Origin of the sequence: Streptomyces sp. NPDC050619 (genome assembly GCF_040654815.1) — a bacterium.
GTDB lineage: Bacteria > Actinomycetota > Actinomycetes > Streptomycetales > Streptomycetaceae > Streptomyces.
Genome location: NZ_JBFAIR010000045.1, coordinates 46,827 through 68,874, shown reverse-complemented (window position 1 = coordinate 68,874; position 22,048 = coordinate 46,827). Strand labels below are relative to the sequence as shown.

The window sequence follows — 22,048 nt, the reverse complement described above, 5'->3', positions numbered from 1 at the left end:
CGCGGCCGGGGGTTCGGGCCGACTACTGACTGGGCAACGGTCCGCGATCAGACTCATCGATCACGCGGGCCGTCGTTGCTGCCGGCGTGCACCACAGTTCGGAGACGCCCAGCGGGTCCTTGCCGGCCAGACGGCACAGCTCCTTCGCGGTCATGCCGCGCCGCTGCGCCCTCCCGCACCGGCTGCGGCGACACCGCGCCCACCGCGATCTGCAGGGCGTCTCGCAGAAGCCGGCCATCAGCCCGGCGTCTTCGACGTTCTTGTATCCGAACTTCTCCGCCTTCGTGAGGGCCTTCTCGTAGGCGTCCGGGGCGATGACCTTCTCCGGCCCGGGCTCCGGCTCGACACAGTCGGTGCTCACCGATGCGGCGGCGCGGGCCGCCGTGTCGATATGCGTCGCCGGCTCGCAGAAGTACCGGTCCTGCGCCTTACCCGCCCTCGCGCCGGCCACGACCAGGTCCCCGAGGAACTGGCAGAACTCCCACGGGCTCAGGTGCTGCACGTACTCCAGCACCGTGTCCGTGGCCTGCTCGCGGTAAATGAACCGGCGCCAGGAGCACGCCGCGGTGAAGCCGGCCGCGATGGCCTCGTCACCCTCCAGCGCGGCCAGGTCCTGGACGCGCTACCCGGTCCTCAGACCCGCCGCTACCGTCAGACTTCCCCGCAATCCTGCCGCGTGGGCGGGATGCGGCCGGCCCCCGCGACGTTCCACAGTCGAATGCGGTGGAGGTCTTCCCCCGGCATGGTGCGGCCGCGACTGGCAGTGCCGGGGAAAGCTACAGCAGCGTCTCCGGATGCCGGACGACTTGCCGAAGCCGCTTTCCGCGCCTGGGCAGCAAGCGAGACGAACGCATGGTCATCATCTGTCTGTACCGGAGGCCGTCGCCAGCCGCGTGACCCGCCCGCCTACCAGTCGGTCAGGTCCACGATGAGATCGCAGTGCGGGTCACCGAGAGACGGCTTCTGATACTGCTCTTCCTCGATGAGGCTGGGAATGGATGCGATCAGAGCGGTAGGCGTACCGGTGAGACGAATGTCTACGCCGATGGCGCCTGGGTGGTCAGGGCGCTGCACGTACAGGCGCAACAGGCTGTGCCCCAGCAGCAGGAAACCGATCAGGAAGGGGTTCTCCTCGTCGCCGGGGTCCGACAAGGCGCGCAGAACGGTGAGTGCCTGGCCCCGTTCGGGTTCTGGGTTCGGGGTGATCTCCTCGGGACGGAGGCGGATGACGGTCATCCCCATGGCTTCGCTGATATCGCTGCTGCCGTAGAGCTGGGTGCCGGCCAGGACAGTGCGCAGAATGCCCGGAAAGTAGTACGGGGCGACGGTGTCGTGGGGATCTCGTACAGGAACGTAGCGCCGTCCTCGTCGTCTCCAGCATGGACAGCGATCCGGACGGCGCCTGGGGCGGGCACGACTCCGCGCAGGCGGCAGCCCTCGGCGATGGGGGCGTTGAGGTAGTACAGCAGCAGGCGGCTGACAGCCGCCTGCTGCTCTCGGTGTTCGGAATTGATCACTGGTTCATTCCATGGGGGGGCACTTGCTGTTCGGCTGGTTGCGGCAGAAGGCGTTGATGACGCCGATCTTCTGTCCCCGGCCGGCGTCGTACCGTCCATCCTTGGTCTTGCGCGTGTACTGAACGATCACGACAAACCTGACCTGCGCGGGGCTGCTGCCGGTCCTGATCGCGACGCCGTCATACTCCAACCGCCCGTGGCCGTCATTGCGGTTTGATCTTGTGGTGACGGGTCGTGCCAGGAGATGGTGGCTTCGCCGGTGAGGCGGCGGGCCATCAGGTCGGCCATGGCGAGATGGATCATGGCTTCGGAGCGGGCTGGGAGACCTATCGCCAGACTCCGGTCGGCCCGCGGTCACTTCGGTCGCGTCAGGCGTACCTCCTCCACCCCGAGCAGACCGAGCAGCGGCACCCTGCCCACGCTCTGACGAGGGTCGACCAGCAGGCCCGAGGCGCGGATCAGGTCGAGGAGGAGTCCGGCGAGTGGCACGACCATGTGCCGGCCCCAGCAGCGTTCGGAGGAGTGGCCGAAGGGCAAGTAGCCGGGGGCCGTGTCGGGGTCGAGGTCGTTCCAGCGTTCAGGACGGAACTCGTCGGGTGCCTCCCACAGGGCCGGGTCGCGGTGGGAGAGCAGCGGCAGGAGCAGCACGTCGTCGGTGGCACCGATCCGTGCGTCGATCTGCGGGTACTCCGGCGAGGCGGTGCGCAGCAGGTTCCACGACGGCGGCAGAAGCCTCAGTGCCTCATGGATGATGTGACGGTTCGGGGTGTCGTCGTCGAAGGGCGCGCCCAGCCAGACAGCGTTCGCAACGAGCGTCGAGACTGTGAAACAGACCGGGGCAGCCGCCCTGCGGTACATGCCCATGGCGTAACGGCGGTCGTGGTAACCGACGGCCTCGGCGGCCCGTGCGGCCAGGCCCGTCAGTCCGCTGTCACCGGGCCTCGGCCAGCCGGGCAGAGCGGCGCCCACAGCGATCACCGACCCGGTGAGCTTCGGGGTCAGTTCGAGGTAACGGCTCATCAGTATGCGTAGGCGGTACGGGTCCTGGCCGAGAATGAGGTCTCGCAGGAACATGTGCCCGGTGACAGGCCAGGAGCCGGACAAGTCCACACGCCCAGGCACGCGACGCTCCAGCGCCGCGCGGACGTCGGCACCGACGGTCCGCGTGATGGCCGAGGCCTCGGAACGCGAAATGGAACGCCCGTGCAGCGGCTTGAACGTCGGGCGTTCGGTCTCGGTGGCGCGCCGGGCGGCCAGGACACGGTCCAGCACCTCGGGTCCGGCGACTGCGACGGTGTCCGGTTCGAGCCGGAAGACGTCCTGGCCCAAATGATCCTTCAGAAGGGCAGCCAGACGCGGGTGCAGCACGGTGGTGCGAGTCCGCGGCACGGACGACACGGGCACAACTACCTCCCAAGACGCTTCCGGGTGGGTGCGCCCTTGCCATGCCATCCGGACAACGATGTCACGGCAAGGGCGCCTGCATCAGTACCAGATGTACCAGGCCTTCGTCTTCAGGCTCTGACGGGCCAAGACGCGGTTGCGTACAGCAAACAGCAACTTCATCACTGCACCTCCTCTCCGTGTATCGGGACGGAAAAAGAAGAGCCATGCCCACGGCTCGGGATCATCCTTCCCACCTGTGACAGACACCCATCAACGGCTGATCCATAAAATGGTCAAGACCTCTCAGCCACGGACCGCCACTGTGATCTCCGAATCGATCTTGGCCGAGGCGGCAGCACCCGAATGGGATCGATGAAGAGGACCCGACCCGGGAGACCGGGCTGTCCCCGAAGCAGATGGAACTCGGGGTGCGGTGGCAGACCCTCGAGTTCCTGCGCCGGCGTGGGCAGTTCGGCCAGGGCGACGGCGCGGACGAGTAGCCGGGCGCCGACATGACGACGAGTAGATTGATGTTGGCCGGGATCAGGCGGCGGTCGGCATCGCGGCCGGGGCGAGCGGTGCTCGCCTGGACCGTCGTGCGGGTTTGCGGGTGAGCCGTCGGGTCGTCAGCGTGAAGGACGCCCAGGTGATGAGCGACTCACTGACCTGAGGCAGCCTCTCGTGGTCCCGGCAGTGCCGACGGGCCCGCATGATCCACGAAAGCGACCTCTCCACCACCCAACGACGTGGCAGGACCACGAAGCCCTGTGCGAACCAGCCGTCGAGGTCAGCCTGGGTGCACTCGCTGATGACGCGGCCCCGCTCGGCGAGCCAGGTGAGGAAGGCGGCTGCCTGGATGAGCCGGGCACGGGCGAAGGTGACGGCCCCGGTCGCGGCGGTCACCCGTCGGCGCAGCGGTGCGTCCGTGAGGTACCGCAGGAGTTGCACGGTGCGGATGACGCGGCCGACCTCGCGGAAGGCGCCGTACGTGGCGTTCTTGTGAGACCCGGATCGCAGCCGCTTGAGCAGCGTCGTCAAGGAGATGGCGCCCTCGCGTACGGAGACGGCCACCCGCAGGGGCAGCTGACGACGGGCAAGCGGGAGAGGAAGACGCAGCGGGCGGGTATTGCCGGACCGTCAGCAGTCGGGCGGTCCGCGGCCGCCGGCGGCCTCCCTGTGTTCAGAGGGCCGCCGACGGCTCTACATTCTCAGCGGTTGGTCCACAGGTTCCAGCGCAACGGCCAGGTGCCATCGGCGCACTGGTAGGCGTCCCAGTGTCCGCGATCGATGCCCTGCTGGCCGGCCGTCTGGCAGCCGCTCAGGGTGAAGTACTTGCCCCGGTGGACGTTGAGGCCGTCGGCCGCCTGGACAGCACTCACGTGCGAGGAGACTGCGGCAGGCGCCGCGACTGCGGGCGCCGCTGCGCTCATGCCGAGCCCAGTCACGGCGATCGCTGCAAGGGCGCAGAACATGGTGCGTACACGCATGGTGAAGCTTCCTTTCGGTGGGGGGTTCACAGGCGGCTCGTGCGGCTTGTGCCGGCACGGGCATGACCACCGGCCCGCTCACCCTTGGGGGTGATCTGCACAGCCGGTACGCCAAGTTTGCGGTGGTAGATCGCTCTTCGCCAGCAGGTCCCGTTTGCTTCACTGATGTCGGGATCAATACATTCCTGACCTGCTGGGACGTATCCGTCCCGGGACATGAAACAGCCGACGGGACACGGCTGCGGCACCTGCAGGGAGACCCTTGTCGATGAGTGGCCAACGTCCGCAGGACGCAGCGGCAGCACGGAGGCTGGGCGAGGCGCTGCGGGAGCTGCAGCGAAGCTCCGGCCGCACGCTTCGCGCCCTGGAAACCCAGGTCCGCATCAGCGACTCGTCCCTCTCCCGCTACTTCCGCGGCGAAACCGTGCCTCCATGGCCCGTCGTCCGAGACCTGTGCCGGGCGCTGGGAGCAGACCCCAGCGTGTACCGGGCTTTGTGGGAGGCCACCGACCGCAGCCGGCCCGAGGAACCAGCCCCTGCCGCCCCGCCACCAAAACCCTCCCCCACCTGGCGCCACCGTCTACGCAAGCGCCTGTCCGGTCCATGGGGCTTCGCCGCGGCCGGCACCGCCATCGGCCTTGCGGCCGGGCTGACGCTGTTCGGCCTCCAGCACTCACCCACCGCGCCCCCTGCACAGGGCGTCACTGAAGCGAAGGACGCGAAGACCGGCTATGGCGATGCCGGCGTGCTTGTCCACAACGTCGAAGAGAAATGTCAGAAACCCCGTACACACGAATGCGCGCTGCATCTGGCCTGGGACCCCTACCGTCCCTACACGACGGCCAACTCTGCCGACCGTGTCTGGCACCAGGACCTGCTGCACGCGCGTTGCCGGATCGCCGACGGCGTCACCGTCACCGACGAGGAACACAATCACAGCAGCATCTGGATCCAGGTCGCCCGGAAAGGGCAGCGCCTATGGCTCCCTGGGATCCGCGTCGATCTCGACAGGCTGGTCCAGTTGAGCACCGTACTGCCCAGGTGCCCGACATGACGGAGCAGCGCCCCAGGCCGCCCGCCGGCACGGTGCGGAACCGGCCCGAGAGCGGAGGCAGACCCCCTCGCAAAGCCCGGCAGGCACGACGAGCAGGTCGCCGCCCGCTGACAGGCACCGCTGCCGCGACTCGCGCCCGGCCTTCCCGGAGCGTCGTGGCCGCCAACCGGCTCTGCGCTCTGCGCGACCGGCTCGCGGGCGTCAGGCGCGCACCAGTAGGTACTGGTGTCGCGCAAACCGGCTCACCGGATCGGCGCCGTCGGCATCCCGCAGCAGGACTCCTTCAGTGATGGACGTTCGGTTCCCGGCGGCGCAGCTGTGCGTCCCGCGATGGCGGCACGGCATCCCCGTCGCTCTCCGTCCGGTCGCCGGTCTCGGCCTCGGCGGGGGCGGCGACATCACTGGACGGCGCGGCCGGAAGGCCGGAGGGATAGAACTGGGCGTACCAGCGGCGCAGTGCCCTGATGCCCTTCTCGTGCGGAAACAGGACCGGGCGCGGCTGGTGGATCTTGTGGTCCCAGATCCGGACCTCCTCCCGCACCTCACCCAGGGCCTGCGCGCTGAAGACGAGCTTGAGCGCGGGCGTCAGGAAGGGGGCCCGCGCCGGTTTGCGGAGGTAGTACATAGGGCCTGCGGGGCGCCGCGGGTGGCGCCTTCGGCGAAGAAGGGCGCCCGGTCACGGCAGACGATCTCGATGCCGGGCCGCTCGGCGAGCCAGGCCGCGAGCGTGTCCGCCTCCCGATCGGGAAGGAGGTCGACCGGGCGACGTGTCTCGACGTCGACGAGCACGGTTCCGTAGACACGGCCCTTGCGCTGGGCGTACTCGTCCACGCCGACCACACGGGGTACTGCGGTGGCGGGGTCCGGAAGCGAGGTGATCAGCCTCAACAGGGTGTTCCGGCTGACCGGAACCTTGAAGGCATCCGTCATCCGGGCGCCGGCCCGGCCCGCGAGCGCAAGACCCACCGCCACCAGCGTCGACCGCAGCCGCTCGGTCCGTCGCCCGAACCTGCGGGTGAGACCGGGTACTTGCTCGGCGAAGGTCATGCGCTCGCAGGATTCCTCCTCGCAGACGAACCTCCGCACCCGCAACGACACCACGACGAACTTGCCCGCCGTCGGCAGATCGCGAAGAAATCGCAGGTAGGAGCCGTGTATTCGCCCCGACCAGCACCCGCACCCCGGACAGGCCGCCCGCCCTGCGGTCGTACGGGCATCGACCCGGACGACCGTGTCGGTCACCTCGACCGATTCCACCAACACGCCCTCGACCGAGGAAAACAGCAGCTTGTTTCAACGGCGGGAGCACTTCGTTCACGGCGAAGGACTGTCGACCACACCACCGTCCAGCCAGGCGATTTTCGGGCGAACTTTAGTGGTCGTAGGCGGTCAGTGCGTGCATGACTGGCTGGCCGCGCATGAACCTGGCTCCACTCATCAGTTCCCCTTGGAATCGATCATCTAGGGAACCGGGAGGCGCTCTACCGGCGGACCGCCGAGATCAGTCCGCCGGGCCGCTCCTCACGCTGCGGAGGGGTGCTGATCGGGCGGCCGTAGGCGGCAGCGCGCTCGCGCAGGGTGTCGCTGTCGGCCTCCCAGCCGTGCCCGGCCAGCCAGCCCACCGGGTCGTCGGGCATCTCCGAGACCCACATCGACGCCGCCGATCCCGGCACGGCATCCGCGCCGAAGCGCTCGATCACGCCGCGCGAGCCCAATGTCAGCCCCATCCGACTGCCTGCCGCCGACTGCGCGCTGATCCGGGCCAGCAGTAGCTCCACCGCATCCTCGGGCAGATAGATCAGCAGTCCCTCGGCGATCCACGCGGTCGGCACGGCCGGGTCGTGCCCTGCGGCGGCCAGCGCGCCTGGCCAGTCCGCACGCAGATCCACCGCGACGGTGATCCGCTCGCAGCGTGCGACGGCCCGCTCCTGGCGCAGCACCGAAGCCTTGAAGTCCAGTGGCGCGGCGGTGTCGACCTCGAACAGCCGGGTGCCCTCGGGCCAGTCCATCCGGAAGGCCCGGCTGTCCATGCCGGCGCCGAGCAGCACGACCTGCCGGACCCCGGACGCGGAGGCCTGCTGCAACAGGTCGTCGAGGAACTTCGTCCTGATGACGATGGAGAACGACACGGCCAGCCAGCGGCGGCGTGCGGCCTCGTCATCGGGCAGCGGCGGCGAGGAGGGCCACAGGCCGCCGGCGGTGGCGAAGGCCTGTGCCAGTGGGTCGCGGAACAGCGCGTTCTCCCGCTCGGTCTCCAGCGCCCGCACCCTGGCCACCCCCACCGCCGTGGCCCACACTCCCGACGGCTGCACCCACTCCTGCTCATCAGTCACCGCGCCAGCCTAGAAGATCGATTCCAAGGGGCCTGATGAGGGGAACCAGTTTCATGCGCGGCCCCAACTGCTTCACCGCCGCCAATCCCCACATCCCCCCAGGCCCGGCCTCCCCCGCCCTGACCTGCCGGGAACTGATCACCTACCCCGAAACCCTCACCCTCGCCTCGGCCCTCGACCGCCTGCCCCCGCACTCCCTGGCACGCGCGCAGCACACCGCCTTCCTCCACCACCTAGCCAGTCGCCTCCAACTGCCCGCCTCGCACCCGCCGACCACGACCTTCTCTGGCAACGCCTACACACCCCTGAACCAACCCACGCCCCGACCCTGCCGAAAACAGCCAGCAACTCCCCCTACCTATAGGCACGCCAACCACCCTGCGCAAAAACCGCCACCACACTCAGCCCATTGCGCAACACAAACAGCCAGTTCACCCACCTACCACCCGCCCCCAGCGCCCCGACCCCGCGTACGCCTCCCCCGCGGAACAGGCATACCGATCAGTACAACTGAACAACAGCAGGCCGCAACCAAAAATCAATAGACAAACGCGTCAGCTACACCACAGGCCATCACCACCTCCGGCATTCCCATCCCCCACCGCACCCCCCTGGAAGGCGCTACGCCTCATCGACCACCACCACGCAGAGAACTGCGCATCCGCCGCGGCGGCATGTTCCGTCCGTGTTCCGGCCGCCGCCTTTCAGCGAGTTGGATACGTGGGCGCTCATCCGCTCTACTGGATCGGGTCCGGTCCGTGCCCACGGCGTGGTCGCGGACGCATGGGCGGCGGGACGACCGGCGAGGAGAGACGATGAGCACAATGGGCCCCGGTGCGGAGATGACCCGGGCTCGGCCGGTCGTGGTGGACGGTGCCAGCATGGCGTGCTGGGAATCAGGGCCCAGTGACGGCGAGCCGGTTCTGCTCCTGCACGGCTACCCGGCGAACCACCACTGCTGGCGCCACCAGATCCCGGCGCTCGCGCGCGAGAACCGGGTGATCGCCCCGGACCTCCTCGGCTGGGGGCAGTCCGAGCGACCGCTGCACCTGCGCTTCGACTACGACACCGAGGTCGCACGGATCGGCCGACTGCTCGACGCCCTGGACATCGACGCCGTGAACCTGTTCGGGCACGACTACGGCGGTTTCCTCGCGCTCGGCTTCACCCAGACCCACCCCGACCGTGTACGCCGGCTGGCGATCCTCAACAGTCGCGCCCAGTCCTCCTTCGTGCCCCGCTGGTACGTCGCCTTCGGCCTGCTCACGCTGGCCGGGCGCACGCCCGTCCTCCGTACGCTCACAGCACGGCTCCCCGTCGCCGGAGCGCACCGCCGGGTGTTCAGGGCGCTGGTACGCGACGACCTCCTCGACGACCAGGTCCTGGACAGCTACGTCGGCTGGATGGACACGCCGGAGGGCCGCCGCTGGCTGGTCCAACACTTCTTCAGCGACTATCGCGTCATGGTCCGGCCCGAGCTGCGCCGGCGGCTCGGCGACATCCGGTGCCCGACCGCGATCGTGTGGGGCCGGAAGGACACCTACCTACGCTCCGCGATCGCTGTCGAGCTCGGCAAGCGTATTCCGCACGCCGAATTGACGATGCTCGATGACGCAGGTCACTGGGTGATGGACCAGTGCCCGGCCGACGTCACCGCGGCGCTGGAGCGGCTCCTTGCCCGGGAGCCCTGATAGGGACCGCGCCCTGAGCGGTCTCGGGGGGCCTGCCTCGCTCCCCCGAGACCGCTATGCCGTGTCAAGCCGCTTGAGAGAGCTCGTCCAGACGACCTGGCTGTTCCGTGGCTCGGTCGGGGTGACGTCGCCGAGCGCGACCGCCAACGCGTACAGCAGTTTGCGGCGGACGTCCACGTTCTGCCCGCCAAGCCCGAGCCGGGGAACGATCACCACGTACTCTCCTGCGGCGAAGTGGCTGGCTCAGCGGCTTTCCACGATGTCGTGGACTTCACCGGCCACTTCTTCTTCGTACGGGCTGGCGCGGGTGGAATCCCGAGGGGAGGTCACGTCAATACCGCTCAGCCGTCGCTGCTCAGCCAGAGCCGGCGGGCCTGTGGCGACGGGCCATGCTTCCCGGTGAGGTCGGCTGGCGCAGAGTCCTCGATTACGCGGCCGTTGGCCAGCACCAGCACACGGTCGGCGATCTGGATCGTCGACAGTCGGTGAGCGATGACGAGTGCCGTACGTCCCCGGAACACTGCGCGCATCGCGTTCTGCACCGCGCGCTCGCTCGGGATGTCGATGACTGAGGTGGCCTCGTCCAGCACGATGACGGAGGGGTTCACCAGGAAGACGCGGGCCAAGGCGATCAGTTGCCGCTGACCGGACGAGAAACGTCCACCACGGTCACCTACGTGGGTCTGGTAGCCGTCTTGGAGCGCCGAGATGAACCGATGGGCCCCGGTCGCCTTGGCGGCGCACCGGATCTCTTCGAGCGTGGCGTCGGGACGCGCCAACGCGATGTTCTCGGCGACGGTGCCGGAGAAGAGGAAGTTTTCCTGGGTGACCATGACCACGCCGTTGCGCAGATCGGTCGTCGAGATGGATCGGAGATCGACCCCGTCGAGGAGCACGCGGCCGCCGGTCGGATCGTGCAACCGCGCCAGCAGCTTGGCCAGCGTGGACTTTCCACCGCCAGAGGGTCCGATCAGGCCGACTGTCTGGCCGGCCGGGATGTCGAGTTCGAAGCCGCGGAGCACCTCACGCCCGTCGCGATAGGCAAAGGAGACGTCCTCGCAGCTCAGCCGGCGTCCGGCGAAGCGTCCGGGAAGCGCGGGCAGGAAAGCGGGGCGAGCGGGTTCGACGACGGTCGGCTCGATCGCCAGCAGCACAGCGATCTTGCCCAGCGATGCCGCCGCTGACTGACAGGCGTCGAGGACGCCGCCGAGTCTGAGCGGTTTGTCGTACAGATCCCGCAGATACAGCACGACGCCGGCATAGGTGCCCAACTCCAGCGTGGCCGACGCAACGCGATATCCGCCCCACAGCACCAGCCCCGCGACGGCGATGTTGGCGACGAGACGTGACGAGGTCACGTAGCGCGCCATTTCCACATCGGCCTGTCGGTTCTCCTTCCGGTGCCGGTGGTTGAGCCGTGCGAACCGGTGCTCGTTGGAGCGTTCGCGGCAGAAGGCCTGGACAGTGCGGATGCCGGTGAAGGTCTCGCTCATGTCGCCGGATGCCGCTCCGGCCGCCGTCGAACGCCGGTGATACACCTGGAGCGAGCGTCTGCGGAATGACCGCATGGTCCAGTAGATCGGCGCCATCGCGGCCAGCGCGGCGCCACCAAGCTGCCGGTCGAGCACCAGTAGAACCGACGAGATGTAGACCAGGGACACCGCCGCGGTGATGATCTGATCGATCCCGCTCTCGAAGAGCTCGCGGACGGCATCGACGTCGCTGGAGGCCCGGGAGGCCAGCTTGCCGGCGGCGTGCTCGTCGTGGAATTCCACGCTCTGCGTCTGGATGTGGGAGAACAGGCGCACACGGAGTTCGGTGACCACACCCTGCCCGACGCTGACGGACAACCGAATGAACATGTTCTGCAACAGGCCGGCAGCTGTTACGCAGCACCCGTAGGCGACGGCGAGGACGATGAGGGGTTTCGCATCGTCGGCGCGCAGCGCCGGGATCGCCCAGTCGATAGTGACGGCGACGAACACCGGCCCGGCCAGTGCGGCCGCCTGCTGGAGCAGGACGACCACCACAGCCAACCGCAGACGCCGGATATTCGGCCCCAGCACTGAGCGCAGCAGGCGCCCCGCTGCTCCCTTCGACGGCGTCGCCTCCATCAGGTCGACCGTCCGGTCGGCGGTGTCGGCGGCCGCCGCGCGGCCGTGGAGACCGTCGGCGCCGGCTGCGGCGTCGTCGGGCCCGGGCCGCGCCGCCTCGGGTGTCGATGTGCGTGTCGATCGGCGCATCAGGCCCCTTCCTCCGGGTTGACCGCCGCCTCGATCGGTGTCATCAGTGCCGCATACGCCGAGCTGGTGCGCAGCAGCTCCTCGTGAGTGCCGACGGCGACAATCCGGCCGCCGGCCATCACCGCGACCCGGTCGGCCAGCAGCACGGTTGACGGCCGATGCGCCAGCACCAGAGCCGTCGTCGAGGCCAGTACCTCCCGCAGTGCGTCTTGGATCTGGGCCTCAGTGTGCGTATCCAAAGCCGACAGCGGATCATCGAGTACGACGACCCGGGGGCGGCGGACCATGACCCGCGCGAGTGCGATCCGTTGCCGCTGGCCGCCGGACAGCGACATTCCGTTCTCCCCGACGCGAGTTCGGCCGCTTTCGGCCAGCCGGTGCACGAACCCGTCGGCGCAGGTGGAGCGCAGGGCCCTGTCGAGTTCACCGGCGTCGGCTTCCGCGCCCATGAGGACGTTGTCCATGATGGTCCCGGAGAACAGGACCGGTTCGTCGAAGGCGACGGCCACCGCGGACCGCAGCTCGGCAAGGGGGGTACGGGCGATGTCGACGCCGTCGAGCGTGATGCGGCCTTCGACGGGGTCGTACAGCCGTGGGACCAGGGAAGCGAGCGTGGTCTTGCCGCTTCCGGTAGCCCCGACCACTGCCAGCGTCTCACCGGGCGCGATACGCACACTGACGTCATGCAGGGCCGGCGGATCGTCGGCGGGGGCGTCAGGGTAGCGGAAGCCGACTCCAGCAAACACGAGTTCGGCCGGGCGCTGAGGCCGCAGATGGCGGGGTGCCTCAGGGCTGGTGACGGTGGTCCTGTCAGTGCCGGATCCGTTCTCGGCGACCACCGTGTCCGCCTGGCCGGCCGCAATCCCTGGGTCAGCAACGGCTGGTTGATTGAGCACCTCGAAGTATCTGTTCGCGGCCGCTGCCCCGTCATGGCATACGGCCAGCAACCCCCCTGTCTGCTCGATCGCCCCTCGCAGTGCGGCCACCGTCGCCAAGAACGCCAACAGCGTCCCCGTAGACAGTTGCCCGTGCGCTGTCTGGACCGCACCCGTCACCAACGCGCCTGCCGTCGCGAGTCCCGGCAGCGCGGTGATGACCATCGAGATGCCGCCGAGCAGCCGCGCCTTGTCCAACTCGGCCTCGCGCACCTCCCGGACCTGGTCACGGAACCGGGTTGTCCGGTGTTCGCTCCGGCGGAAGCCCTTCATCACGCGGATGCCCGTCACGGACTCCAAAACCGCCGTCGTCAGGTCACCCGACAGATCCTGTGCCCGGCGGGTCGCGTCCGCGTACCTGGATTCGAACCGATAGGACAAGACAATCAGCAGGGGAATCGGCGACAGCACGATGATGGCGAGCAGCCACTGCTGGGAGACCAGAATCGCCGCACCGATGACGAGCGTGGACGCGTGAACCGGCAGGAACGTCAGCGGCCCGGCGATGAACATGCGGATGACCTGCGGATCCGAAGTTCCCCGCGACAACAGCTGCCCGCTGGTCCAGGCGTCGTGGGCAGCGATCGGCAGCCGCTGCGCGTGCCGATGGAAGTCGGCACGCATCGCCGCTTCGATGTCGGCCAGGGGCGCGGCCATCAGCCACCGCCGGATGCCGAAGATCAACGCCTCGGCGGCTCCCAGGAGCAGCAGTGCCAGACCTCCGAGGACCACCTCTGCCGGTTTGCGCTGCGCCACCGGTCCGTCGACGATCCACTTCAGGACTTGAGGCATCGCCAGCGCCAGGATGGCGGCCAGCGCAGCCAGCGCCGTTGCTGTCCGCAGCTTCCAGTGGTGCGGCCGCAAGTACGGCCGTAGTCGCTTCAGGGACCGCGCCGTCGAACTTCCGACAGCAGGGGGGACGTGCGTGCGTGTCCGCTCAGTCATGCGCTGTGGCGTGCCGATGGGGTCGAAGAGGGGTGACGTCGCGCGGCGCGATGCGCTCCGGTCGCCGGGCAGCGCGACTGAACGGCTCTACGCCCGTCCATCGGCCGCCTTGCGGGGGCCGCGCGGGGTGGATGCGGTCTTCGGCGGTGGTGCGATTCCGCTCTGTGTACGCGCGGAACGCCGCGTCGAGCATGCGCTCACCGTCGGCGCCGACTCGTGGGTGCGTGGTCTGATTTCCGCGGGTGCAAAGGGGGACGAAATCCTCTTGCTCGTGCACGGTGGTCTCCTGAGGGAGGGCGCCCACCGGTGCGCGAAGAGACAGATCAACCGGTGAGCGGGGTGAAATGGACGGCTGGCCGCACGCACACGTACATGCGAGGCACAGGGACGGTGGCCATCGACAACACCCCCTTCACTCCAGTGAGACCGATCGTTCAGCGGCGGTGAGCAACGTACACCGGAACACGGAGATCATCCCATCAGTTTTTTGACGGCCATTCGGGAAGGTGGCCTGGTCGAGCCCAGCATCACGCTGGTCTGGGCGGCCTCCGCGCGGCGGGGCCTGCTTGTCCGCCGGGTCGAAGCTGAGCTGGTGCGCGGCCAGTTCCGCGGCGGTCAGCTCTCCTCCGCACGCGGCGCGACGGCGCGGGCCCGGGCCCGGTGCGGGCCGAGCCGGTCGGGGAGTTCGTACGCGAGCGCCGGCAGTGGCCGGATGGCCTGCGTCCTCGACCCCGTCCAGGCCGCATGCCAACTCCGTGGAACCGCCGACGAGATGGTGTCCGGTCGAGTGGTTTAGTCACTGGTCGAGCTGATTCGTTTTCGGCGTTGGTGGAAGCCGGCGATCGTCCGCGATGGGTTGCGTCGTGAGGAGTTCGTCCATCAGCTTTCGGAGGGGTATCGGCGGTCGAAGGCCTGCCGTTCGTCGGGGAGTTCGGCCAGGACCGCGGCGGCCGGCCGGTCGAGGGCCGCGGGGTTGGGGAAGACGTGGACGACGTCGGCCCGGCGTTTGATTTGCCGGTTCAGCCGTTCCAGTGGGGAGTGCGGCCCAGGCGAGCCTGCCCCGGCCACCACGAGGACAGCCCTGCTCCTTCCCGGGTGGACAGTGCCCTGCGGGACGCGCAGATCAAGTTCGCCGTCGGCTGGGCCTCCCGATGTCACCTGCCCTTTCGAGTGGTGCTTGGGCGTTCTGTTCGCACCTCCGTAGCAGCCACGACGAGCGCCGCTGCGGACGCTGGTGGGTCCTGAGCGGCGGCCCTCGTGGGCGTGCCAGATGTCAGTGGCCGCCGGTGAGTTCGCCGCTGAGCTTTTCGTGGATCCGGGCGCTCGGCTGGTTCAGGCCGATGATCTCGACGCTCTTGCCGCGCTGGGCGTACTTGGTCTCGATGGCGTCGAGGGCGGCGACGGAGGAGGCGTCCCAGATGTGGGCGGCGGACAGGTCGATGACGACCCTGTCGGGGTCGGTGGCGTAGTGGAACTGGCCGACGAGGTCGTTGGAGGAGGCGAAGAACAGTTCGCCGGTCACGGAGTAGACCACGCTGCTGCCGTCCGGGTCGGTGACCGCCGTGACGTTCGCCAGGTGGGCGACCCGCTTGGCGAAGATGACCATGGCGGTGACGGAGCCGACGACGACACCGATGGCGAGGTTGTGCGTGGTGACCACGCAGGCCACGGTGATGACCATGACGGCGATCTCGCCGGTGGGCATCCGCTTCAGCGTCTTCGGGGCGATGGAGTGCCAGTCGAACGTCGCGAACGACACCATCACCATCACCGCGACCAGGGCCGCCATGGGGATGTCGGAGACGACCGGCCCGAACACGATGCACAGCACCATCAGGAACGAGCCCGCCAGGAACGTGGACAGGCGGGTCCGGGCTCCGGACACCTTCACGTTGATCATCGTCTGGCCGATCATCGCGCAGCCGCCCATGCCGCCGAAGAGGCCGGTGACGATGTTCGCGATGCCCTGGCCGATGGACTCGCGGGTCTTGGAGGAGTGGGTGTCGGTGATGTCGTCGACCAGCTTGGCCGTCATCAGCGACTCCATCAGGCCGACCAGTGCCATCGCGAGCGCGTAGGGGGCGATGGTGGTCAGCGTGTCCATCGTGAACGGCACGTCCGGCAGGCCGGGCACGGGGAGGGAGGAGGGCAGGTCGCCCTTGTCCCCCACGGTCGGTACCGCGATGCCGGCGGCGACCGTGATCACGGTGAGGATGACGATCGACACGAGCGGCGCCGGGATCACCTTGGTGACCTTCGGGAAGAACACCATGAGCGCCAGGCCGGCGATGATCAGCGGGTAGACGGCCCAGGGCACGTCGCGCATCTCCGGGACCTGGGCCATGAAGATCAGGAGGGCGAGGGAGTTGACGAAGCCGACCATCACGCTGCGGGGCACGAACCGCATCAGTCTGGCGACGCCGAGCGCGCCGAGGACGATCTGGATGACACCGGCCAGGATGACCGCGGCGACCAGGTAGCCCAGGCCGTGCTCGCGGTTGAGCGGGGCGATGACCAGGGCGACGGCACCGGTGGCGGCGGAGATCATCGCGCGGCGTCCGCCGACGACGGAGATGGTCACGGCCATGGTGAAGGAGGCGAACAGGCCGATCGCCGGGTCGACTCCGGCGATGATCGAGAACGAGATCGTCTCGGGGATCAGCGCGAGCGCGACGACGAGGCCGGCCAGCACCTCGGTGCGCCAGACCTTCGGGTCGGACAGCCAGTCGGGGCGCAGACCGCGCAACCGAGCGGCCGGGGACAGTGCGGACGTGGACAAGAAAGGTACCTGTCGTACTCGGGCACGCCGGCATCACCCCGGGCGTGCGGGAGGCGCAGGAAGGCCGGGCGGCCATCCGCGAAGCCCACGTACGGCGGGCTGAGGTCAGAAGGCGGCAGCGAGGCGCGAGCTGGAATCCGCGGGGCTGCTCAGGGGCGAAGGATCACGGCGGGCCGACGGCGGCGCTGGACGTCATGGGCATGCGCACGCTCTCTCCTGCGGGCTTCGGTCTTCGCCGGGGGCATCGTCGGCCCCGACACGGCTGACGGTCACGGGACCGATCAATCCCGCACCATGGGAGCGGAGACTGCGCGCAGCCGACTGCGACGATCAGTTACTCTACCCTAACGTTACGGTAGAGATCGACGTCGGCCGCCTGTGGGCTTTGCGACAGATGAGGAAGGGCGCCCGCGTGAGCAGCGAGCACATGCAGATCGGAGAGGTCGCCGCACGGACGGAGCTGTCACTGCGGACCATCCGGCACTATGAGGAGACCGGCCTGGTCATCCCCTCCGCCCGCTCTCAGGGGGGCTTCCGCCTCTACACCGAGTCCGACGTCGCCCGCCTGATGGTCATCCGGCGTATGAAGCCGCTCGGCTTCACCCTGGACGAGATGCGCGATCTGCTGGAGGTCACCGACCGCCTCGACTCCGGCGAGGAGCTGACGGCGGACGAACAGGAGGCGCTGCTGGAGCGCGTCCGCGGATACGAGCAGGGCGCTGCCGAGCAGGTGGAGAAGCTCCGCACCCAGCTGGCGCGGGCCGAGGAGTTCGCCGCCACGCTGCGCGAGCGTCTGGCCCGGGACCAGGTCGCCACGACCTGAACGCCGTCCGGTCTCCCGATACCCCGTATCCGGACGGCTCTCCCGATACCCCCATATCCGGACGACAAGGAGCCACCTTAAGCAGGTTCTGCTGGATGGACCTCAAAACCCGCGACATACCGGGCACCGCGGCCCTCTTCTCGACGGTACCGGGCTGGCGCTTCGCGGTGGATGAAGACGACTGGCGCCGGGCGACAAGAATCGCCGTCAACGGTTGCCGGATCGGCGGTGTGAGCGACCTCGCGAATCCGGTCTACCCACCGGGTACTCCCGCGCACATCGCCTACTACCTTTCGGTCGACGACGTCGACCGCCGCACCGAAGCTGCGGCAGCAAACGGCGCGCGCCTCGTGCTCCCTCCTTTCGAGGCAGGTGATCAGGGCCGCATGGCGACGTTGATCGATCCGGTCGGTGCGGCCTTCTCGCTGTGGCAGCCCCACCGGTTCAGCGGGGGGGAAAATTCCCGCCGCATACCGCGTACGCCCCGCACCGCATGGTCCTGGCCTGCGATGACCCAGACCGGGCCCGGCACTTCTACCGCGAGATGGCCGGCCCATGGCGACCTCCGCACCGCGCCGGCCGACCAGGACGCTGGTGCCCAGGCCGTGACTGAGGGAGAGCAGGTGAGCGGCCTCGGCCGCCGCATCGCGCCGCCTGTCCAAGGCGCCCTCCCGCTGGGCCTGCTCCAGTACGGCCGTCAGCTGCCCCTCCAGGCGGTCGGGCCCTTCGACGAAGGGCTGCGCGGCCAGTTCGGGGTCGGTCATCGCCAGCACCGCGTACGAGGTCCGCGAGCACGGCATCCGGGTCCTCCTCGTCCAGCCCGCCTACACCAAGACCGGCTTCGATGCCAACGCCGCGCAGCCCGACACCCCGCTGCCTCTGTACGCGGAGCGGCGGCGCGTCTTCGACGAGGTCATCGCAGCGGCGATGAAGAAGAGCGACGACCCCGCCGTCGTCGCCGAGGTGATCGTCACGGGGCCACCGACAAGAAGCCGAAACTGCGCTACACCGCCGGCCCTCTCGCCTCACGCGTCAGCACGGCGCGCCGCCTGGCCCCCGCCCGCGTCTTCGACAAGCAGATCCGCAAACTCAACCGGCTGCCCGGCTGACGCCGTCCCCTGGGCACCAGTGCCCGTGCTCTCGGCCGACGGTCGCGGAGTGGTCGGCCACGCTGAACCGATGCCCGCCATCAGACCTCAGCCCAGCAGGCCGCGGCGGCCGGTGACGCGGCCGGGTCAGCCGGGGACAGCTCGGTGCCGTCGGTCAGGGTCATCTTCTGCCGGGCGTTGTGGTGTTGAAGCAGGTGCGAGGGTCGCCCGCGCAGGCAGGCCCGGCGCCGGCCGTACAGGGCACGCCAGTTGAGGATCACGAAGTCGCCGGGCGCCACGTCCGTGACACCAACGCCGACCGACCTTCTCCTGCGGCGTGATCGGATGTTCGACCTGTCGGCCGACCCGGCATCGGGCCTCGGTTCGCCGGCCTGCGGGCCCTGTCCTCTGGCGGGGTGGCGATCGCGGCGAACCGTTCCTGTTCGTCGGCGATACACGCCAGGATCTTGTGCGCCGTGAAGGGCCCCTCCGGCCTGCCGATGTCCCTCCGGCCAGCGCGAGGACGTCCACCTGGCCTCCTTCACCCGTCGAGGACGACAGTCCGATGTCCTCGGCCAGGCGGAACATCGAATCCTGGACGGTGAACAGTTCCTCGCCCCGCTCCTGTCCGCCGGCCTCGCGCATCGGCTCGATCTCCAGGGCGTAGTCACCGATCGTGAACTGGCCCCGGGAATGGTTCTCCACCTTGCGCAGCTCGGCCACGATCTGCTCGTAACGGCTGACGCTGCCGACCATGTCGGCGCTCTTGGTCACTTCGGTCATGGTGTCTCACCACCAACTACGGGCGGAGACATGGCAGGTGTGCGCGTCCCATCGGTCGCCGAACAGGGAGTACTGCCGCGTCGCCCGTCCGGCAGGACCAGATCGATGTGAGAGCCCACATGCGCATGCCGACGCGGACCCGGCGGTCGGCGTCCCGGGTCAGGAACCCGCACGAGACCAGCTCGGCCACCAGCCTCGACGCGGTGGCCACGTGCTGCCCCGTGCGCAGGCAGGCAATGGCGGCGCCAACCAACGTCGTGCCTGTGACGCCTACTCCTGCGCGTGCCGAGTGGCATCCAGCACGATGTGGGCCACGTGCTCGTCGGTCAGGCTGTACCGCGTCTCGCGAGCCTGGCGTCGGGCTGCGACGATGCGAGACGTGCGCAGGACTCTCAGGTGCTGGGAGACGAGTGGCTGGCTCACGCCGAGTGCGGTCACCCGTTCATGCAGGTACTTCCCACCGTCAGCCAGTTCCCGCACGATGCCCAGTCGCACAGGGGAGGCCAGAGCGCGCAGCAGGTCACTGGCGGCCTGCAGAGTATGCAGTGGCTCGTCCGCCGAGGCGGGGAAGTCGTCGTCGCATGCATATATTCGCAACTGGCAATGATTTCCATGTCTTCGCGGTGCAGGGCCAGGAGCTGATGGAAGGCGGGGGCATGGTCAGTCGCCGGAGGGGCGCGTCGGCGGCTCGAGAAGCCGACCGGTGATCAGTTCATCTCCAGCTCGGCCACCGGATCCCTCGCCAAGCTCTCGGCAGTCGAGGACGGATCGAGCACGTCCGCAGCGAAGTGGACTCCGGGCTTCACATGACCGGCGAGGACGTGCTGGGCGACGGTTGCGGCGAGAAAGCCGCTGAGTTCGTAGGAGTCCTCGGCGCGGAGGGTGAGAGTGCGGGCGGGCGGGCCGTCGTCCGTTCCGGTCCAGAGGTGGAACTGCTGCCCGTACCAGGAGCCGTGGCGGCGTACGTCCGCGTCCGCGGCCCGGACCAGGCCCGCCGTTTCCGTGTCGTCCAGGGCCCATGACATGGCCAGTTCCTCGGCGAGGCGCTCACCGCCGAAGACGGTGTACCAGCGCACCCATCGGATCCCGGCGGCCTGCGCGAGGCGGACGGCCTCGGTGGACAGGAAGGGGAAGGCGGTGACCGGCCGGGGGAAGGCGGGGAGCGTCAGGCCGCGCCGTGGTTCAAGGGCACGGTCGCGGGTCTGTCCGTCTTCCCAGGCCGCGGAGGGGATGCCGTGTTCGGGCCCTCGGGCGAGCAGCACGTCTCCCGCGGCGGCGGGGGTGAGGGCGGCCACGCCGCCGAGGTATCCCTCCAGCCGGACCGGCCGTGCCACCTGGTCCAGCAGGACGCGCGGAAGGAGCCCGGACAGTCCCGGCAGCGCTCCTGCGGAGAGGACGGCGGTGCGGTGTGCGGTCGCCCACTCGTCGACGCCGCCGGCCTGTGCGCTCAGCCGGGCATGGAGGGGGTCGTCGCCCGCCGCGTCCACATAGTCCACGCCGTGGCGCAGTGCGGCCCGCGCCACCGTGTCCAGCACCCGGTAGGACGGGCCCGCGCAGTTGACGACGAGCCGGCAGCGGGCGAGGAACGAGTCCAGTGACGCGTCCCAGAGGTCAACCGCCTGCGCACTTAGGGCTGTTGAGCCCGCGCCCAGCGATTCGACACAGGCTTCTGCCCGAGCCGCATCCCGGCCTGCCACCAGGAGCGGGCCGATGCCCGCGTGGTGCAGCCGGCGTACTACCGCGGTCCCGACGGCTCCGTAGCCGCCGAGGATGCCGATGGCCCCGGTGGAATCCATGAGTTCACCCTTCGTCGTGCGTCGTGCGTCGTGGGTCGTGCGTTGTGCTCGTGGAAAGTTACGCTCCATCACATACAAATGAAAACTATTATCATTAAGGTCCTCGACAGTGGACCTTGATCGATCTGGGCAGAGGAGAACGATGTCGTACGACGTAGTGGTGGTCGGTGGGGGGCCTGCCGGTCTCAACGCGGCGCTGGTGTCGGGCCGTCAGCGCCGGAAGGTGCTGCTCCTGGACAGCGGTGAACCACGCAACGCGCCGGCCGCCGAGATGCACATGTTCCTCAGCCGGGACGGTGCGTCCCCGGCCGAGCTGCGCCGCATAGGCCGTGAGCAGCTCGCGGCCTACCCGGGTGTGGAGATCCGGGAGGCGTTGGTGGTCACGGTCGCGGCGGAGGAGCGGGGCGGGTTCACGCTGACGCTCGCCGACGGCAGCGAAGTGGCGGGCCGCAAACTGATCCTCGCCACCGGACAGGTCGATGTCCTCGACCAGGTGGAGGGCGTCGGCGAACTCTTCGGCCGGGGCGTCTATCACTGTCCCTTCTGCCACGGCTGGGAGACCCGGGGCATGAGCATCGCCGTTCTGGGCCGCGAGCTGCCGCAGATCATGCAGGCGCTGTACATCGCCGACCGGTTCAGCGACGACGTGGTGGTGTGCACCGACGGGCATCCGGTGCCCGAGCAGGCGGCGGGCAGGCTCGCCGCCGCCGGGATCGCCGTCGACGAGACCCCGGTCTCCCGGATCGAGGGCAAGGAGGGCGAGGTGCGGCTGGTACTGGCGGACGGACGGGTGCTGGAACGCCAGGCCGTCTACCACCGGGCGCCCACCAGGCAGCACTCCGCACTCGCCGAGCACCTCGGCTGCGAGATGCTGCCCGACGGCTGCATCCGCGTGGACGAGTTTCAGCGTACGAGCGTGCCCGGCGTCTACGCGGCCGGTGACGCCGCCCGCCTGGAGGTACTGCCGGACGCGCTCACCTTTGTGATCACGGGGGCCGCGGACGGAGCGCGCGCCGCGGTCTGGCTGGACCAGGAGCTGTTCCGCGAGGACGCGGGGCTCGGCGGCTGACCCACCCCGCGGCGGGAGCGCCACACCGCTCCCGCCGCGGGCGGTCGTCCGGCGGCCGGCCTCACCGCGAGCGACCTCACCGCGAGCGGTCACCCCGCAGCGACCCCCACCACACACCC

Annotated in this window: 21 protein-coding genes and 7 pseudogenes; 6 read left to right on the top strand and 22 right to left on the bottom strand. The window is 69.1% G+C overall.

Annotated features, from left to right (window positions below):
• Positions 1-22: 22 nt before the first annotated feature.
• The 9 genes and pseudogenes from AB0I77_RS45795 to AB0I77_RS45755 form a co-directional block, all read right to left on the bottom strand.
• Positions 23-502 carry a hypothetical protein gene (locus tag AB0I77_RS45795; RefSeq protein ID WP_363288843.1) on the bottom strand — a complete coding sequence of 160 codons (480 nt, stop codon included), beginning with the start codon at positions 500-502 and terminating at the stop codon, positions 23-25.
• A 404-nt stretch (positions 503-906) separates the two neighbouring features.
• On the bottom strand, positions 907-1,242 hold the full coding sequence (locus tag AB0I77_RS45790) for a hypothetical protein (RefSeq protein WP_363288842.1): 336 nt from the start codon (positions 1,240-1,242) through the stop codon (positions 907-909).
• Positions 1,243-1,521: 279 nt separating this feature from the next.
• The gene (locus AB0I77_RS45785; protein WP_363288841.1) at positions 1,522-1,707 is read right to left on the bottom strand and encodes a hypothetical protein; all 186 of its coding nucleotides are present in this window, start codon (positions 1,705-1,707) and stop codon (positions 1,522-1,524) included.
• A 41-nt stretch (positions 1,708-1,748) separates the two neighbouring features.
• Positions 1,749-1,841 (bottom strand): annotated as a pseudogene (locus AB0I77_RS45780) (IS5/IS1182 family transposase); the annotation flags it as partial.
• A 30-nt stretch (positions 1,842-1,871) separates the two neighbouring features.
• On the bottom strand, positions 1,872-2,921 hold the full coding sequence (locus AB0I77_RS45775) for a cytochrome P450 (RefSeq protein ID WP_363288840.1): 1,050 nt from the start codon (positions 2,919-2,921) through the stop codon (positions 1,872-1,874).
• 81 nt (positions 2,922-3,002) lie between these two features.
• The gene (locus AB0I77_RS45770; RefSeq protein WP_363288864.1) at positions 3,003-3,083 is read right to left on the bottom strand and encodes a tryptorubin family RiPP precursor; all 81 of its coding nucleotides are present in this window, start codon (positions 3,081-3,083) and stop codon (positions 3,003-3,005) included.
• A 363-nt stretch (positions 3,084-3,446) separates the two neighbouring features.
• Positions 3,447-3,671: pseudogene (locus AB0I77_RS45765) on the bottom strand (IS5/IS1182 family transposase); the annotation flags it as partial.
• 132 nt (positions 3,672-3,803) lie between these two features.
• Positions 3,804-3,974, bottom strand: a pseudogene (locus AB0I77_RS45760) (Tn3 family transposase); the annotation flags it as partial.
• Between the two features lie 137 nt (positions 3,975-4,111).
• The gene (locus AB0I77_RS45755) at positions 4,112-4,390 is read right to left on the bottom strand and encodes a hypothetical protein (RefSeq protein WP_363288839.1); all 279 of its coding nucleotides are present in this window, start codon (positions 4,388-4,390) and stop codon (positions 4,112-4,114) included.
• A 268-nt stretch (positions 4,391-4,658) separates the two neighbouring features.
• Between AB0I77_RS45755 and AB0I77_RS45750 the strand changes: the two genes are divergently transcribed.
• Complete coding sequence (locus AB0I77_RS45750; protein WP_363288863.1) at positions 4,659-5,444, top strand: helix-turn-helix transcriptional regulator; 786 nt, start codon at positions 4,659-4,661, stop codon at positions 5,442-5,444.
• A 283-nt stretch (positions 5,445-5,727) separates the two neighbouring features.
• Here AB0I77_RS45750 and AB0I77_RS45745 read toward each other — a convergent pair.
• The 3 genes and pseudogenes from AB0I77_RS45745 to AB0I77_RS45735 form a co-directional block, all read right to left on the bottom strand.
• Positions 5,728-6,069 (bottom strand): annotated as a pseudogene (locus AB0I77_RS45745) (hypothetical protein); the annotation flags it as partial.
• Positions 6,030-6,686 (bottom strand): ISL3 family transposase, encoded by a 657-nt coding sequence (locus AB0I77_RS45740; RefSeq protein ID WP_363288862.1) that lies wholly within the window; start codon positions 6,684-6,686, stop codon positions 6,030-6,032. The pseudogene AB0I77_RS45745 and the gene AB0I77_RS45740, both read right to left, overlap by 40 nt.
• 239 nt (positions 6,687-6,925) lie before the next feature.
• Positions 6,926-7,777: a class I SAM-dependent methyltransferase gene (locus tag AB0I77_RS45735; protein ID WP_363288838.1), complete on the bottom strand. Its 852-nt coding sequence runs from the start codon at positions 7,775-7,777 to the stop codon at positions 6,926-6,928.
• An 815-nt stretch (positions 7,778-8,592) separates the two neighbouring features.
• Between AB0I77_RS45735 and AB0I77_RS45730 the strand changes: the two genes are divergently transcribed.
• Positions 8,593-9,468 carry an alpha/beta hydrolase gene (locus tag AB0I77_RS45730; protein ID WP_363288837.1) on the top strand — a complete coding sequence of 292 codons (876 nt, stop codon included), beginning with the start codon at positions 8,593-8,595 and terminating at the stop codon, positions 9,466-9,468.
• Positions 9,469-9,522: 54 nt separating this feature from the next.
• Here the strand turns inward: AB0I77_RS45730 and AB0I77_RS45725 are convergent, their stop codons facing one another.
• The 3 genes from AB0I77_RS45725 to AB0I77_RS45715 all read right to left on the bottom strand — a co-directional run bounded on the left by AB0I77_RS45725 (position 9,523) and on the right by AB0I77_RS45715 (position 13,591).
• Positions 9,523-9,684 (bottom strand): hypothetical protein, encoded by a 162-nt coding sequence (locus AB0I77_RS45725; protein ID WP_363288836.1) that lies wholly within the window; start codon positions 9,682-9,684, stop codon positions 9,523-9,525.
• Positions 9,685-9,809: 125 nt separating this feature from the next.
• Complete coding sequence (locus AB0I77_RS45720; protein WP_363288835.1) at positions 9,810-11,582, bottom strand: ABC transporter ATP-binding protein; 1,773 nt, start codon at positions 11,580-11,582, stop codon at positions 9,810-9,812.
• Between the two features lie 128 nt (positions 11,583-11,710).
• Entirely contained in the window at positions 11,711-13,591 is a 1,881-nt protein-coding gene (locus AB0I77_RS45715; RefSeq protein ID WP_363288834.1) for an ABC transporter ATP-binding protein, read from the bottom strand.
• A gap of 487 nt (positions 13,592-14,078) precedes the next feature.
• Here AB0I77_RS45715 and AB0I77_RS45710 point away from each other — a divergent pair, with 487 nt between their 5' ends.
• On the top strand, positions 14,079-14,387 hold the full coding sequence (locus AB0I77_RS45710; protein WP_363288833.1) for a hypothetical protein: 309 nt from the start codon (positions 14,079-14,081) through the stop codon (positions 14,385-14,387).
• An 83-nt stretch (positions 14,388-14,470) separates the two neighbouring features.
• On the opposite strand, the pseudogene AB0I77_RS45705 reads toward AB0I77_RS45710, so the two are convergent.
• Both AB0I77_RS45705 and AB0I77_RS45700 read right to left on the bottom strand, forming a co-directional pair.
• Positions 14,471-14,632, bottom strand: a pseudogene (locus tag AB0I77_RS45705) (transposase); the annotation flags it as partial.
• A gap of 232 nt (positions 14,633-14,864) precedes the next feature.
• Positions 14,865-16,370 carry a SulP family inorganic anion transporter gene (locus tag AB0I77_RS45700; RefSeq protein ID WP_363288832.1) on the bottom strand — a complete coding sequence of 502 codons (1,506 nt, stop codon included), beginning with the start codon at positions 16,368-16,370 and terminating at the stop codon, positions 14,865-14,867.
• 412 nt (positions 16,371-16,782) lie between these two features.
• Between AB0I77_RS45700 and AB0I77_RS45695 the strand changes: the two genes are divergently transcribed.
• The gene (locus AB0I77_RS45695; RefSeq protein ID WP_363288830.1) at positions 16,783-17,193 is read left to right on the top strand and encodes a MerR family transcriptional regulator; all 411 of its coding nucleotides are present in this window, start codon (positions 16,783-16,785) and stop codon (positions 17,191-17,193) included.
• A gap of 77 nt (positions 17,194-17,270) precedes the next feature.
• Here the strand turns inward: AB0I77_RS45695 and AB0I77_RS45690 are convergent, their stop codons facing one another.
• Entirely contained in the window at positions 17,271-17,957 is a 687-nt protein-coding gene (locus AB0I77_RS45690) for a hypothetical protein (RefSeq protein WP_363288829.1), read from the bottom strand.
• A 13-nt stretch (positions 17,958-17,970) separates the two neighbouring features.
• Between AB0I77_RS45690 and AB0I77_RS45685 the strand changes: the two are divergent.
• A pseudogene (locus AB0I77_RS45685) lies at positions 17,971-18,302 on the top strand (short-chain dehydrogenase/reductase); the annotation flags it as partial.
• 90 nt (positions 18,303-18,392) lie between these two features.
• Here AB0I77_RS45685 and AB0I77_RS45680 read toward each other — a convergent pair.
• The 4 genes and pseudogenes from AB0I77_RS45680 to AB0I77_RS45665 all read right to left on the bottom strand — a co-directional run.
• Positions 18,393-18,604: pseudogene (locus AB0I77_RS45680) on the bottom strand (S-(hydroxymethyl)mycothiol dehydrogenase); the annotation flags it as partial.
• Entirely contained in the window at positions 18,559-18,735 is a 177-nt protein-coding gene (locus tag AB0I77_RS45675) for a hypothetical protein (RefSeq protein ID WP_363288861.1), read from the bottom strand. The pseudogene AB0I77_RS45680 and the gene AB0I77_RS45675, both read right to left, overlap by 46 nt.
• Before the next feature lie 599 nt (positions 18,736-19,334).
• Positions 19,335-19,661, bottom strand: coding sequence for a metalloregulator ArsR/SmtB family transcription factor (locus AB0I77_RS45670; RefSeq protein WP_363288827.1), 327 nt, complete (start codon positions 19,659-19,661; stop codon positions 19,335-19,337).
• A gap of 110 nt (positions 19,662-19,771) precedes the next feature.
• On the bottom strand, positions 19,772-20,860 hold the full coding sequence (locus AB0I77_RS45665; protein ID WP_363288826.1) for a saccharopine dehydrogenase NADP-binding domain-containing protein: 1,089 nt from the start codon (positions 20,858-20,860) through the stop codon (positions 19,772-19,774).
• Between the two features lie 142 nt (positions 20,861-21,002).
• On the opposite strand from AB0I77_RS45665, the gene AB0I77_RS45660 reads away from it, so the two are divergent.
• Entirely contained in the window at positions 21,003-21,929 is a 927-nt protein-coding gene (locus AB0I77_RS45660; RefSeq protein WP_363288825.1) for an NAD(P)/FAD-dependent oxidoreductase, read from the top strand.
• Positions 21,930-22,048 lie beyond the last annotated feature (119 nt).